This is a genomic window from Sporosarcina sp. BI001-red (genome assembly GCF_003384035.1).
Classification (GTDB): Bacteria; Bacillota; Bacilli; order Bacillales_A; family Planococcaceae; genus Sporosarcina.
On sequence record NZ_QQAK01000002.1, the window covers coordinates 60804 to 74668 of the forward strand.

General features: G+C 44.8%; 12 protein-coding genes, 1 rRNA gene and 1 other annotated feature. Of the genes, 2 read left to right on the forward strand and 11 right to left on the reverse strand.

The genetic code is table 11. The annotated features are described in order from the left end of the window. Positions 1-219: 219 nt before the first annotated feature. The 6 genes from kynB to DVB69_RS00820 form a co-directional block, all read right to left on the reverse strand. A complete protein-coding gene (gene kynB / locus DVB69_RS00795; protein WP_116015598.1) occupies positions 220-858 on the reverse strand; it encodes an arylformamidase in 639 nt (212 codons plus the stop codon). 25 nt (positions 859-883) lie between these two features. Beyond that, positions 884-2224, reverse strand: a complete 1341-nt coding sequence (locus DVB69_RS00800; protein WP_116015600.1) for a sodium-dependent transporter — start codon at positions 2222-2224, stop codon at positions 884-886. A 32-nt stretch (positions 2225-2256) separates the two neighbouring features. After that, positions 2257-3102: a tryptophan 2,3-dioxygenase gene (gene kynA / locus DVB69_RS00805; protein ID WP_116015602.1), complete on the reverse strand. Its 846-nt coding sequence runs from the start codon at positions 3100-3102 to the stop codon at positions 2257-2259. A 21-nt stretch (positions 3103-3123) separates the two neighbouring features. Continuing rightward, positions 3124-4407 (reverse strand): kynureninase, encoded by a 1284-nt coding sequence (gene kynU, locus DVB69_RS00810; protein WP_116015604.1) that lies wholly within the window; start codon positions 4405-4407, stop codon positions 3124-3126. Between the two features lie 173 nt (positions 4408-4580). Continuing rightward, complete coding sequence (locus tag DVB69_RS00815; RefSeq protein WP_116015606.1) at positions 4581-5249, reverse strand: deoxynucleoside kinase; 669 nt, start codon at positions 5247-5249, stop codon at positions 4581-4583. Next, positions 5250-5882, reverse strand: coding sequence for a deoxynucleoside kinase (locus DVB69_RS00820; RefSeq protein ID WP_116015608.1), 633 nt, complete (start codon positions 5880-5882; stop codon positions 5250-5252). 129 nt (positions 5883-6011) lie between these two features. Between DVB69_RS00820 and tadA the strand changes: the two genes are divergently transcribed. After that, on the forward strand, positions 6012-6521 hold the full coding sequence (gene tadA / locus DVB69_RS00825; protein ID WP_370452900.1) for a tRNA adenosine(34) deaminase TadA: 510 nt from the start codon (positions 6012-6014) through the stop codon (positions 6519-6521). Positions 6522-6549: 28 nt separating this feature from the next. Here tadA and serS read toward each other — a convergent pair whose 3' ends face one another. Further along, positions 6550-7833, reverse strand: coding sequence for a serine--tRNA ligase (gene serS, locus DVB69_RS00830; RefSeq protein ID WP_116015612.1), 1284 nt, complete (start codon positions 7831-7833; stop codon positions 6550-6552). Between the two features lie 72 nt (positions 7834-7905). Next, positions 7906-8118 (reverse strand) — a binding site (T-box leader). Positions 8119-8285: 167 nt separating this feature from the next. On the opposite strand from serS, the gene pdxR reads away from it, so the two are divergent. Further along, complete coding sequence (gene pdxR, locus DVB69_RS00835) at positions 8286-9695, forward strand: MocR-like pyridoxine biosynthesis transcription factor PdxR (protein ID WP_116015614.1); 1410 nt, start codon at positions 8286-8288, stop codon at positions 9693-9695. A gap of 22 nt (positions 9696-9717) precedes the next feature. Here pdxR and DVB69_RS00840 read toward each other — a convergent pair whose 3' ends face one another. The 4 genes from DVB69_RS00840 to rrf all read right to left on the reverse strand — a co-directional run. Then, positions 9718-11064, reverse strand: coding sequence for a serine hydrolase (locus DVB69_RS00840; protein WP_116015616.1), 1347 nt, complete (start codon positions 11062-11064; stop codon positions 9718-9720). Positions 11065-11201: 137 nt separating this feature from the next. After that, positions 11202-12668 (reverse strand): IMP dehydrogenase, encoded by a 1467-nt coding sequence (guaB, locus tag DVB69_RS00845; RefSeq protein WP_116015618.1) that lies wholly within the window; start codon positions 12666-12668, stop codon positions 11202-11204. A 108-nt stretch (positions 12669-12776) separates the two neighbouring features. Continuing rightward, complete coding sequence (locus DVB69_RS00850) at positions 12777-13253, reverse strand: glutathione peroxidase (protein ID WP_116015620.1); 477 nt, start codon at positions 13251-13253, stop codon at positions 12777-12779. Positions 13254-13784: 531 nt separating this feature from the next. Next, positions 13785-13865 (reverse strand): 5S ribosomal RNA (gene rrf / locus DVB69_RS17980); the annotation flags it as partial.

The following is a 13865-nucleotide window of genomic DNA, read 5'->3' on the forward strand; positions in this document are numbered from 1 at the left end:
CTTCCAGATAAAGTATTGTAAATCCTTCAAAATAGTCAATCTCTTTTATAGTTAACAAACCTATTCTTACAGCCACAACAGTCTCGTGTGCTTCATTCTCGATAACACACAATGCACCCATCATCAGTGATTACTCGGTAACCCAATGCTTGCCATTCCTTCATCCATAAAAAAACCGCTTAAAGGAGGCTCCCCCCTCTAAGCAGCTCTTATGTAATATCAGCTCTCCAACGAGCGCAACACCGCGCGCACTGGACTACCATCTGAACCTTCCAACGCAAGCGGGAGTGCAATCAGCTCATACACTCCAGGCGCCACTTTCGACAATACGGTGTTTTCCAAAATGTTCACGCCGTTATTGTAAAGCGAGTGATGCGCGTCCATCGTTTTGCTGTCGACTGAATCGACGGATGGGACATCCACGCCAATTAACCGAATTCCCCGCTCTTTCAAAAATGGACCGATGTCTGCTTTCAATACAGGATAGTCTTTTGGGAATGTATTCGGATCCGGATGTCCACCTGTCTTAAGCAGGAGTCGCTCCACACTTTTAAAGTCAAAACCTTCAAGTTCTGCACGACCGATTTGCGCATGCCCTGTGACATCCACTACCATTGCCGTTCCTATATACAAGGACAGATCGAGCTCATGCACACGCTTACCCTCATTGTCATAATGGAACGGTGCGTCGATGTGCGTCCCTGTATGGACACTCATCGTGACTTGACCGATATTGACGGAGCCTGTCTGTTCTTTCGTAAACGTTAGTTCATAATTGAACGGCGTATCCCCTGGCCATTCTGCAATCGAATTGCTGAGTGGCTGAGTGATGTCGATCCACTGTGTTAACTTCGTCATGTCCGTCATCCTTTCTAGTTACATCTCAAAGGTTATTTACAAATACAGCTACGATCGTTAGTGGTACGACTACAGTCATCAAGATGATCCATACTCGGAACAATCCCGGTGAGTCCTTTGTACTCAAATTAAATTCCTGTTTCACAAGTTCACGATCCATTTTGTGGATGATGAACCATGCAATCAGCAAGTTGCCTAGAGGCAGAAGTACATTACTGACAATATAGTCCGTACTGTCGAAAATACTTTTACCGTTCATCGTGAATGACTCCAGCAAACTGGACGACATAGCGGATGGTATTGCTGCCACGAATACGATGAGTCCCGTTAACCAAGCCACCGTCTTTCGAGTGCGTTTGCCGTTCGCTGTTAGTGCAGCAACAATGATTTCGTACAAACTGAATGAAGACGTCAATGTTGCAAATAAGAACAGCAGCAAGAACAATGCTAAAAATAACTCCCCAAATGGCATTTGCCCAAATACTTCCGGCAACACTATGAACAGCAACCCCGGTCCTTCGTCAGGTGATAGTCCAAATGCAAAGACTACCGGGAAAATCGCAAGTCCTGCGAGAAGTGATACAAAGATGTTCATGCCCACGACGGATCCTGCTGATGATCGTAAGCTGACGTCTTTTTTCAAATACGAGCTGTACGTCACCATACACGAAAATCCTACGGCTAACGAGAAGAACGACTGCCCAAGTGCATAGAGAATCGACTCACCCGTTATCTTAGAGAAGTCTGGGGCTAAGAAGAACTTCACACCTTCCATTGCACCGTCTAGCGACAAAGAACGTACCACAAGGATAATGAAAAAGACGAATAACAGTGGCATCATATATTTGTTGGCACGCTCAATACCATTTTGGATCCCCGACGCAATAACGATGACGTTAATAACCGTAAACAACAACAATCCAAGCAACGTAATCCATACAGAACCAATGACCGAGCCGAATAGCTCACCGTAGTTCGTTCCATCCCCGATTACCTGACCTGGGATCGCAAGTCCGCTATAGACGAGCACCCATCCGCCAACTACGCTGTAAAAGGAAAGCAGTAAGAAGCATCCTAAGACACCCAGTCGGCCGATCCACACCCATAGACTATCCGGTGCTAACTTTTTATACGCACTGATCGCTTCCTTGCCCGTGCCGCGTCCGATGATGAATTCAGAAAGCAGCATCGGTAAACCAATGATCAAGGTGAAGACGACGAATAATAGGAAAAATGCACCGCCCCCACTCATCCCCGTCACATAAGGAAATTTCCAGATCGCCCCAAGTCCAATCGCAGCCCCCGCAGATGATAATATAAATCCTAACTTAGAGGACCATTGTTCAGTTCGTCCCTTCTCCTCCATACAACTCCCCCTCTTTCATCACTCTATCGTTCTTACAATTTCGTACGTAAATCCCATAGTTCTGGGAAGAACCGGTGGTCGAGCACATGGCGTAAGTAGTTCACACCAGACGATCCACCTGTCCCTGTTTTAAAACCGATAATTCGCTCAACCGTTTTCATATGACGGAATCGCCACTGTTGGAGCCAATCCTCAACGTCCACAAGCTTCTCAGCAAGCTGATACAAATCCCAGTACTTATTTACATCGCGATAGACCGCTTCCCAAGCTGCTTCAACGGTTGGATCCCCTGCATACGTGACACTGAAGTCGCGGTCAAGCAATTCGGGATTAATGGCAAAACCGGCTTTTGATAATGCCCGAATTGCAACATCATAGATACTTGGTTGATTCAACGCGTCTTTCAGCATCGCATGCACTTCCGCGTCCTTCTCGTAAATCTTTAAAATGTGTGAAGACTTATAACCAAGTGCAAATTCAATTAGACGATACTGATAGGACTGGAATCCGGATGCTTTGCCGAGTGAATCGCGGAATTCCAAGTATTCCGCAGGCGTCATTGTCGAGAGTACGTCCCATGCTTGTATGATTTGAGATTGAATTTTCGTTACACGGGCTAGTTTTTTGAATGCCGACTGCATTTCACCCTTGTCGATTGCGTCAATAGCTGCCGTCAGTTCGTGCAACGTTAGCTTCATCCACAGTTCGCTCACTTGATGGATGATGATGAACAACATTTCGTCGTGATGGCCTGACAGTCTCTCTTGACTCGATAGAATCTGATCGAGATGCAAGTATTCTCCGTATGTCATATCCTTTTTAAAGTCGGTGTGAATGTCCTCTTGATCCAAGTTCAAATCTGAAATCCCTTTATTCATTACAAATCCCCCAGTTCCCTTTTACGCGACGACTTCTCGCTTATTTTCAAATTGCTTATATTGTTCTTCGTCCATAATACGCTTTAAAATGTTCACCGTCTCAAGCACCTCTTCAAACGTGTTATACAGTGCAACTGGTGCCAGACGGATTCCATTAGGCGTGCGGAAATCAGGAATAACACCATTTGCTTTCAGTGCTTTACAAATACGTGCCGCTTCTTGATGAACGATGAATACATGACCACCACGTTCCGCATCTACTTTTGGACTCGTTATCTTTAGTCCATACTCTTCAAGTTCCGTTTCGATTAACTCCTGCAAGTAACCCGTCAAAGCCAGTGATCGTTCACGAATTGCGTCCATTCCGACTTCGTTCATGAGTTCTAGTGAACCAATCAACGGTGCGGAACTGAGTAAGTTAGGTGTGCCCATCTGAAGTGCCCCAGCACCTTCTGCAGGCGTAAACGTATGCTCCATATCGAACTGGCGGTCTTTCGCTGAACCGAACCATCCTGCGAGTCCAGGTTGTGTACCGAAGTGCTTTTTGTTAACGTAAATGCCGCCCGTAGCCCCCGGACCTCCATTTAAGTGCTTATAATTGCACCAAAATGCGAAGTCAACATTCCAATCATCCAGTGCGTGTGGAATTGCTCCAATCGAATGACACAAATCGAAGCCAACTAAAATCCCTCTTGCATGAGCCGCTTCTGTTACCTTCTCCATATCGAGCACTTGTCCGCTACGATAGAGAACGCCGGACAAAATCACGACAGCAACTTCATCGGTCATGGCCTCTATAATGTCTTCAGTCCGCAGTGTTTGTCCATCAAGGCTCTTCACTTGAATGAGGTGCTCGGCAGGATCTAGTCCATGCAGCTTTAGCTGGCTTTTTATCGCGTAAATATCCGTCGGAAAATTCAATTCGTCGGCTAAAATTTTTGTTCGACCGGTTGATGGTTTGAAAAATGTGGCAAGCAGCTGATGAAGATTCGAGGTAGTCGAACCTGTTACAATCACTTCTTCCGCTTCTGCACCGATTAGCGGAGCAAGGGACGCACCTAATTCTTCGGATAAGTTAAACCAAGGACGCTCCCCTTGCATCCACCCGTCAATACCATAGGTTTTCCATGAATCTAGAATGGTGAGTAATGTGGTTTCTGCACGTTTTGATAATAATCCAAGAGAGTTGCCGTCAAAGTAAATGATTCCTTCTTGTACGTAAAACTCTTCACGACGGCTTGCGGCAGCATAGCCTTGCTCAAGCTCATTTGCATACGCTGTAGTTGCTTTTTCGTTTGCAGTCATAGGCTGTATCTCCTTCACAGTGGAATTTTCTATAGGGTTCACTATACGTGATTCGTTTTCAACGCGTCAATAACACTTGACCACGGATAGAAATACTCTATTCTTCCATTCGATAAAAAATGAAAAAAACCTTTCCTGACAGGTTTCGCTGCCGGAAAAGGTCTTTTGCGTTGTTAGCTACGAAGCGGTTCTGTTTGAGACAGAATGCCGCCAATCTTTTCGACGATCAGTTCCACTTCATGAGCGTTCGTGATTAGGTCGTAGTCATTGATGTCTAGGCGAAGCACCGGGCAAGCAGTGAATGAGTCAATCCACTTCTCATACCGTGCGTGCATTTCTTCCCAATACGTAATCGGTGTCTCCTGCTCCATCTCGCGTCCACGTTCATGAATGCGATCTATAATACTGTCAAGCGGTCCTTCTAAGTAGATGAGCAGATTGGGATGTGGGAAGTATGGCGTCATGACCATCGCGTCGAACAAGTTCGTATACGTCTCGTAATCGACAGGATCCATCGTGCCTTCTTCCATATGCATGCGGGCAAAGATTCCTGTGTCTTCATAAATCGAACGATCTTGGATGAATCCGCCGCCATATTCGAAGATGCGCTTCTGTTCTTTGAAACGTTCTGCTAGGAAGTAAATTTGTAAATGGAAACTCCATTTTTTGAAGTCTTCATAGAATTTATCCAAGTATGGGTTTTGGTCTACGTTTTCAAAAGATGTGCGGAAGTCAAGTGCTTCAGCAAGTGCTGTCGTCATCGTCGATTTTCCGACACCTACTGTTCCAGCGATTGTAATGACTGCATTTTGCGGAATTCCGTATTTTTCACGTAAGTTCACTTAAATAACCTCTTTCTGGATGACGGCATCGACTGCGTCAAGGATGTATTGCCGGTCACGTGCATTCGCAACGAAATCAAGTTCGTCTCCATTGAAACGTAAGACCGGAATTTCCGGATGCGTGCGTTCGAATCGATTGATGAATGTATCGTAGTCTTCGGATAGCTGACGCAAATAGTTCGGATCCATGCCTCTCTCGTAATCACGACCACGCATTGCAATTCGTTTCATGAGTGTGTATAGGCTTGCGTGCAAATAGACGATGACATTCGGGACAGGCATCCCTATTGTCAAGATGTTATAGATTTGCTCGTATTTTGCGTAGTCGCTTTCTGAGAGACTGCGTTGAGCAAAAATGAGGTTCTTAAATATATGATAGTCTGCGACGACGGGCTTGTCTTCGGCTAGATAGTGTTTTTGAATGTCGCCGAGCTGTTTGTATCGGTTACAAAGGAAGAACATTTCGGTTTGAAAGCTCCACTCTTCGATATCATCATAAAACTTATTGAGAAACGGATTTTCATCCACAATTTCCATGAGTAGATGGAACTGGCGGTTTTCCGAAATCGCTTTGGATAATGTGGATTTCCCAACCCCGATCGGTCCTTCTACTGCAATGAATGGAATGGTCATGACCAACGCTCCTGTCTTTCACTTAATGTCGTCCTTTTAGTTTATCATAGGAAGCACCCATTTGGTTGTGACATTTTTTCCACGTGGAACATTCTGATTTAAACCGTGATACACTGAGGGTAAGGAGCGATGAGTATGTATTCGAACGATCAAGATCAGTACTTTATGGGGTTGGCAATTGAAGAGGCAAGGAAAGCAGAAGCTCTTGGAGAAGTTCCGATCGGAGCTGTTATTGTTCATCATGGTAAAGTGATTGCGCGTGCGCACAATTTACGGGAGACGACGCAAAATGCGGTGACTCATGCGGAGCTATCGGTGATTCAAGATGCGTGTGAGGTCATTGGTAGCTGGCGACTTGAAAAAACCGTTCTTTACGTGACGCTTGAGCCCTGTCCGATGTGTGCGGGTGCTATTCTACAATCGAGAATCCCGACAGTTGTCTATGGTGCCCGAGACCCGAAAGCAGGGTGTGTCGATTCCCTCTATAGACTGTTGAACGACGACCGGTTCAATCATGAATGTGAAGTCCGCGAAAACGTTCTAGGTGAACAATGTGGTGCACTCCTCACGAACTTCTTTAGAGCATTGCGTGAAAAGAAGAAACGAGCGAAAAAAGAAGCGACACCGGAAGCAGAATGACTTCCGATGTCGCTTTTTATGTTCTCTCTTATTCAGTAGCTGTAATGTACTCTTTTCCACCCATATAAGGACGTAATACTTTCGGGATCAAAACAGAACCGTCTTGTTGCTGATTGTTTTCGAGCAACGCAGCAACCGTACGCCCAATTGCAAGGCCACTGCCGTTCAACGTGTGCACATACTCAGGCTTCCCTTTCGCTTCACGACGGAAACGGATGTTGGCACGACGCGCTTGGAAATCTTCAAAGTTTGAACATGAAGAAATTTCACGATACGCATTTTGTGCAGGGATCCATACTTCCAGGTCATACTTTTTCGCAGCCGTAAATCCAAGATCAGCTGTACACATCTTCAACTTGCGGTATGGAAGCTCAAGCAATTGCAATACTTTTTCCGCATGTCCTGTCAGCTTTTCCAACTCGTCATACGAATCCTCAGGCTTCACAAAACGGACGAGTTCCACTTTGTTGAACTGATGCTGGCGAATCAATCCGCGTGTATCGCGGCCCGCAGAACCTGCTTCAGAACGGAAGTTTGTGCTGTACGCTGCAAAGCCTTTAGGAAGCATGTCAGCATTCAGAATTTCATCCCGATAAAAGTTCGTTACTGGTACTTCAGAAGTTGGAATCATGAAGTAATCTTCTTTTTCAACGAGGAATGCATCCTCTTCAAACTTAGGTAATTGTCCGGTTCCCGTCAAGCTTGTACGATTCACAAGGTACGGAGGTAACATTTCCTCATAGCCATTCTCATCCTGATGCAGATCCATCATGAAATTGATAAGTGCACGCTCTAAACGTGCGCCCATGCCACGGTAAAATACGAAACGGCTGCCCGTTACTTTTGCTGCTCGTTCAAAATCAATGATTTTCAAGTCGGTCCCGATTTCCCAATGTGGCTTCGGTTCAAATGAAAACTCTGGTGTGTCTCCCCATTTGAGAACTTCCACATTATCATCTTCGCTATTACCAACAGGAACACTTTCGTGCGGAATGTTCGGAATGCGCATAAGGACATAATCTAATTGCTCTTCAATTTCATTCAATTCCGTGTCGTATGCTTTAATGTCTTCTCCAACTTTACGCATCTTTAATACAAGTTCGTCCGCGTCCTCTTTGTTACGCTTCATCTCTGCGACGTTCTGAGATACTTCGTTACGCTCCGCTTTTAGCACCTCAACTTTTGCTAACAATTCGCGGCGTCTGTCGTCGAGCGCTGGAAACTTGTCCAGCTCAGAGATATCCTCTCCACGCATCGCAAGCTTTTTCTTCACACCTTCAAAGTCTGTACGCAACACTTTTCTGTCTAACATTACGATTCCTCCTCAAATTGGTTGTCACGATTTCCGAAATTCGGACACAAAAAAAGCCCTCCATCCCCTATCAATAGGGACGAGAACTACCCGCGGTACCACCCAGCTTAATCAGCACAATGCCGATTCACTCCAGGAAGATAACGGCTCCGGTGCCGGCACAAACCTACTTCTGTTCAGTTTGGCTGCTCAAGGACGGATTCACAGTTGTTTTCACCGACTCGCACCACCCGTCGGCTCTCTTTAGAAAAACTAGCTGTTACTACTTCCTTTCATCGTCTTACGTATGAAATTACTTTTAACTTTACTATACGCCGAATCGTTTGGCAAGCAAAGGGGTGATTTTAAAAATGGAAGCCATTTCTACATTTATCTTAGTGCGCTATACTTCAACTATGACCTTCACAATTTTTGTGGATTAGAAACTGATGGGGTCAGAATGGAGGAATCTGATGGAAGAGTGGTTAATTTTGTTGGATAAATCCCATGGAATTCCTCTATACGAACAGATTTATCGGCAGATGAAACTGGATATTACAGATCACCGGATTCCCGTCGGGAAAAAACTACCATCCAAAAGGAAGTTAAGTGAATTTCTTTCGGTGAGCCAAACTACCATTGAGCTTGCTTACGGTCAGCTGGTTTCAGAAGGATACATTACAGCAGTTGCTCGTAGCGGATACTACGTTCAAGACATCGAAGAACTCGCCTACACAGAGTCTGCAGAAATAAAGGAAGTGCTCACTCCTCTACGTCCTTCAGCAGCCATCGACTTCTCACCAGGGATGGTGGATCCTGAATTGTTTCCTTTTACAAAATGGAGAAAAGTTGCAAAGGATGTTATTGACGAACATGCGGCTCACTTATTACAGCTCGGTGATCCCCATGGCGACGTGGAATTACGCAATGAGATTGCCGCGTATTTGTATCATTCACGAGGCGTTATTTGTACGCCTGAACAAATCATCGTCGGGTCTGGGACCGAGCAACTCATTCCACTCATTATCCGTATTCTTGGTCAAGAAGCCGTGTATGCGGTGGAAGATCCAGGTTACCCACTGACACATCACGTATTTGACCATCACATGAGGCCAGCAATTCCTATTCCCGTTGATGTCGATGGTATGGACGTAGATGCTCTACAGCGTTCGATCGCAACAGTCGCATATGTTACGCCTTCTCATCAGTTTCCTACAGGCACTGTGCTCTCTGCACCACGTAGAGCTGCTTTGCTGAACTGGGCATCCTCCAATCCAGAACATATCATTATCGAAGACGATTACGATGGTGAATTCCGCTATGCAGGACGACCCATTCCTTCATTACAAGGAATGGACCGTGGAGAAAATGTTATCTACTTAAGTACGTTCTCTAAGTCGCTCATGCCATCACTGCGAATCGCTTACATGGCTCTTCCCAAAGCGCTACTAGAACGTTATAAAGGAGCCTTCATTCAATACGCTTCCACTGTCCCGAGACTTGATCAGCACATGCTTGCACGTTTCATGGCAGAAGGGCAATTTTCCCGACACCTGAATAGGATGCGCAAAGTGTACCGAAAAAAGCTTCAGACGCTCACAGAAGCCCTTACTTCTTATGAACCGGCAATTTCTTATTCTGGTGATGAAGCTGGAATGCACATCATTGTAACTGTTCATAAACAGCAAACCGAGTCTGCACTAGCTGACCAAGCTCTTCAAGCCGGCCTACGTGTCTACAGCTTGCAAGACTATCAGTCCGGACACGCAACAGGCTCACCATCCTTTTTGATTGGCTTTGGTGGATTGAGCGAACACCAAATAGAGGAAGGTATCGAAAAACTAATGAATGTCTGGAACATACAAAAAGCGGAACAGCGCTAGAGTCGCGTCTGTTCCGCTATTTTTAGTTGAACAATCCTTTTACAAAGCCTGTCCCACTATCCCAGAGACCCGAGAAGAAGTGACCGATGCCTCCCATTGCTAGAGAGAACCAGCCTGCCTTATCAACAGCCTCTTTTGTTACCACTTCTGATTGTGCAACTTTTCCATTGATAAACCCATAATCTTCAGAGCCATCTTTCTTCACAAGCTCTACGTGACCCACTACTGTTCCTTTTTTAATAGGTGCTTGAAGCGAGCCGTCTTTCACCTTTTTCTTGTCGATGACTAGCTTAGGTGTGTACTGTTTCTTTTCACTCGTTTTCACCATCATTTTAATTGGTTCTTTTACTTGAATGGCAACATCCTTCTCTTTCCCTTTCAGAACCTTTATAGTTTTTTCACCTTTGAATTGGTAGCCTTTAGGAACAAACTCCACTTCAGAGAACTGTGAGAAACCATAATCAAATAGTGAACGTGCCGCGTCAAATCGTGCTTTATAAGAACCTTCACCATTAGTATCAACTGCTTTCATCACAACTGCGATGACGCGCTTGCCGTCACGTACTGCAGTTCCTGTGAAGCAATGTCCTGCAAAGTCTGTAGTTCCTGTTTTTAAACCATCAACACCTTCATATGCAAATATGAAACCTGGCAACATAGAATTCCAGTTAATCATATCGATTGCATCAGAAGTGCCTTCACGGAACACCTTTTTAGGAATCTTTGTCGTTTCGAGTACTTCCGGGTAATCATTAACTAGCGAATACGCAAGCTTCGCAACTGACTTAGCTGGCATCACGTTTTCATCTTCCGGGCCTGCGCCTTCAGGATACATGCCTTGTAGATCTTTATTATTCAGCCCTGTTGAATTGATAAATTTGTAGTCTTTCAATCCAAGCTCTTTTGCTTTTTCGTTCATGAGCTTAACAAACTCTTTTTCTGTTCCACCAATTGTTTCAGCTATCGCAATCGTTGCAGCATTGGCTGAGTAGATTGCAAGTGCTTCATACAATTCTTTAATCGTATACGAACCATCCCGGCGTAGCGGAACGTTACTTAGCTTACGATTTTGAGACACCTTGTATGTATAGTCCGTTACTTTGTACTCCTGATCCCAAGTAATGGAACCTTCTTCGATTGCTTCAAACAGAAGGTACTCAACCATCATTTTTGACATGCTAGCAATTCCAAGTGGAGCATCTGCATTTTCTTCGTACAAAATCTTTCCACTATCCGCGTCAATTAGAATTCCTGCATCCACATGGAGGCCAAGCGCTGATTCTGCATGAGCGGGTGTTGCACCAAATACTGCTACGAGCAAGACTGCCGAGCATAGTACAGACAGCCATCTGTTCTTCATCTTCTTCACATTACTACCTCCGTCGTCGCGATTTACTCCCATAGTTTATCATACCTAAAGGAAGGGATGGATACAAAATAAAAAAAAGCACCTTTCCGCCCATATAAGACGAGAAGAAAGGTGCTGAAGTTCCTGACGAGCTTGTGTTAAGAAATTGTATAGTTTGGAGCTTCTTTCGTAATCTGAACTTGGTGAGGGTGGCTTTCACGAAGACCTGCACCCGTCATGCGGATGAATTGTGCTTCTTCACGTAATGTGTGCAAATCCTTTGTTCCGCAATACCCCATCCCTGAGCGAATACCACCAACTAACTGATGAGCTGTGTCCGCAAGAGACCCTTTATAAGGCATACGACCTTCTATTCCTTCGGGTACAAGTTTTTTTGCATCCTCTTGGAAATAACGATCTTTCGAACCGCGTTCCATTGAAGAAACAGAGCCCATACCACGGTACACTTTAAAGCGGCGACCTTGGAAAATTTCAGTATCTCCAGGGCTTTCAGTCGTTCCAGCAAGCAGACTGCCGAGCATGACAGCGTGTCCGCCCGCAGCAAGTGCTTTTACGATATCTCCAGAGAACTTAATGCCTCCATCAGCAATAATCGTCTTGCCTTGCTTACGCGCTTCTGCTGCACAGTCATAGACTGCTGTAATCTGTGGAACACCTACACCTGCAACGACACGGGTCGTGCATATAGATCCTGGACCGATACCAACCTTTACAACATCTGCCCCTGCTTCATACAATGCTTTTGCAGCGTCCGCAGTTGCAATGTTCCCTGCAATAATATCAAGTTCAGGATAGGCTTCACGAATCTTTTTCACCATCTCGATAACGCCTTTAGAGTGACCGTGTGCCGTATCAATAACAATGACATCCACTTCCGCCTCGACAAGCTTCTCAACGCGAACCATTGTATCTGATGTTACACCAACAGCTGCACCTACTAGAAGACGTCCATGATGATCCTTTGCGGCGTTCGGGAATTCAATCACCTTTTCAATATCTTTAATGGTAATTAAACCGCGCAACGTTCCGTCTTCATCAACAATGGGAAGCTTTTCGATTTTATGGTTCTGCAAAATCTTTTCAGCATCTTCAAGCGTAGTACCAACTGGTGCTGTAACGAGTTGTTCTTTCGTCATGACATCGTCAATCGTTAACGAGTAATCTTGGATAAAGCGAAGATCACGGTTCGTAATGATCCCGACTAACTTTCTATTATCTAGCGTGTCCACAATTGGAACACCGGAAATACGATATCTTCCCATTAAATGTTCCGCATCGAACACTTGATGTTCAGGGGTTAGGAAGAACGGATTTGTAATGACACCATTCTCAGAACGTTTTACTGTGACAACTTGCTCAGCTTGTTCTTCAATGCTCATGTTCTTATGAATGACACCAAGACCGCCTTGACGTGCCATAGCAATCGCCATTTTGGATTCAGTGACAGTGTCCATTCCCGCACTAATCAACGGAACGTTCAACTTAATCTTTTCTGTCAATTGAACAGACAACGATACGTCCTTCGGTAACACGTCAGATGCTCCTGGTATTAACAATACATCATCAAATGTTAGCCCTTCACGTGCAAATTTAGTTTCCCACATGCCTGATGCCCCCTTAATAGTTTCGGTTAAATATTAGATAATAGGTTATCAGCGGCGTAAGGGTGTGTCAAGGAAGCAAGAATAAGTAAAAGTATTAGCCCTTTTCTGTTATATCAATTTTTCAATCGCATCTTTCATTTTTAGTGGACCTGTTTGGGGAGCAAAGCGATCGACAACATTGCCTTGTCGGTCTACAAGGAACTTCGTGAAGTTCCATTTGATCCCTTCCGTAAGCATCCCTTTCTTTTGCGATGAAAGATATTGAAATAACGGCTCTGCACTATCGCCTTTTACATCCACTTTTGCAAACATCGGAAAAGACACACCGAAGTTCAACCTACAAAACTCCTCGGCCTCATTACTGCTATCAAATTCTTGATTGTTGAAGTTATCCGATGGGAACCCAAGCACGGTCAGTCCCTGATCCTTATACATCTCATAGACCTCTTGCAACTCGTCAAACTGCTTCACGAATCCACACTTACTTGCCGTGTTCACAATAAGTAACGGCTTTCCTTTGAACTCAGAGAGGGGTTGCTCGGTCCCATCAGCCTTCTGTACAGTAAACTCATAAACTGATTCCATTAATGCCATCTCCTCGTGGGTTAGTCCCTTAACCATAATGGAAACCAACCCCCAGCGCAAAAAAGAAGTCTTAGGTTCAAGGCAAAGAATAAGGTATGGCATTGAATTAGGATTATCGAACTTGAATCTCGGGTTGCCGCTCATAAGCTTCGGTTTGTGATCATAAATCCTGCATTCCGCTCATAACCTTTGGATTGTGATCATAAATCCCGTATTCCGCTCATAAGCTTTGGATTGTGATCATAAACCCAGTATTCCGCTCATAACCTTTGGATTGTGATCATAAATCCCGCATTCCGCTCATAAACTTCGGATTGTGATCATAAATTTCGAATTCTGATCATAAATTCTGATCTCTACTCATGACATCCAAGTATCTATCCATCCCCCATCTTTTCAACCCACCATCCACACTTAGTTTCTCCCAAAGTGACACCATCCAACCAGCCTTTTAGAACTGAGATACGAATTAAATCCAACAAACAAAAAAAGCGAGCCAAGGAATGAAATCCTCGACTCGCTTTTTAAATTGCCCGGCAACGTCCTACTCTCACAGGGGGAAGCCCCCTACTACCATCGGCGCTGAAGAACTTAACTTCCGTGTTCGGTATG

Excerpts from the sequence above, each read along its gene's own strand:
- serS (WP_116015612.1), bottom strand. The coding sequence starts at position 7,833 with ATGTTAGACAGAAAAGTGTTGCGTACAGACTTTGAAGGTGTGAAGAAA.
- DVB69_RS00820 (WP_116015608.1), bottom strand. The coding sequence starts at position 5,882 with ATGACCATTCCATTCATTGCAGTAGAAGGACCGATCGGGGTTGGGAAA.
- DVB69_RS00800 (WP_116015600.1), bottom strand. The coding sequence starts at position 2,224 with ATGGAGGAGAAGGGACGAACTGAACAATGGTCCTCTAAGTTAGGATTT.
- kynA (WP_116015602.1), bottom strand. The coding sequence starts at position 3,102 with ATGAATAAAGGGATTTCAGATTTGAACTTGGATCAAGAGGACATTCAC.
- guaB (WP_116015618.1), bottom strand. The coding sequence starts at position 12,668 with ATGTGGGAAACTAAATTTGCACGTGAAGGGCTAACATTTGATGATGTA.
- kynU (WP_116015604.1), bottom strand. The coding sequence starts at position 4,407 with ATGACTGCAAACGAAAAAGCAACTACAGCGTATGCAAATGAGCTTGAG.
- tadA (WP_370452900.1), top strand. The coding sequence starts at position 6,012 with ATGAGTATGTATTCGAACGATCAAGATCAGTACTTTATGGGGTTGGCA.
- pdxR (WP_116015614.1), top strand. The coding sequence starts at position 8,286 with ATGGAAGAGTGGTTAATTTTGTTGGATAAATCCCATGGAATTCCTCTA.
- DVB69_RS00850 (WP_116015620.1), bottom strand. The coding sequence starts at position 13,253 with ATGGAATCAGTTTATGAGTTTACTGTACAGAAGGCTGATGGGACCGAG.
- kynB (WP_116015598.1), bottom strand. The coding sequence starts at position 858 with ATGACGAAGTTAACACAGTGGATCGACATCACTCAGCCACTCAGCAAT.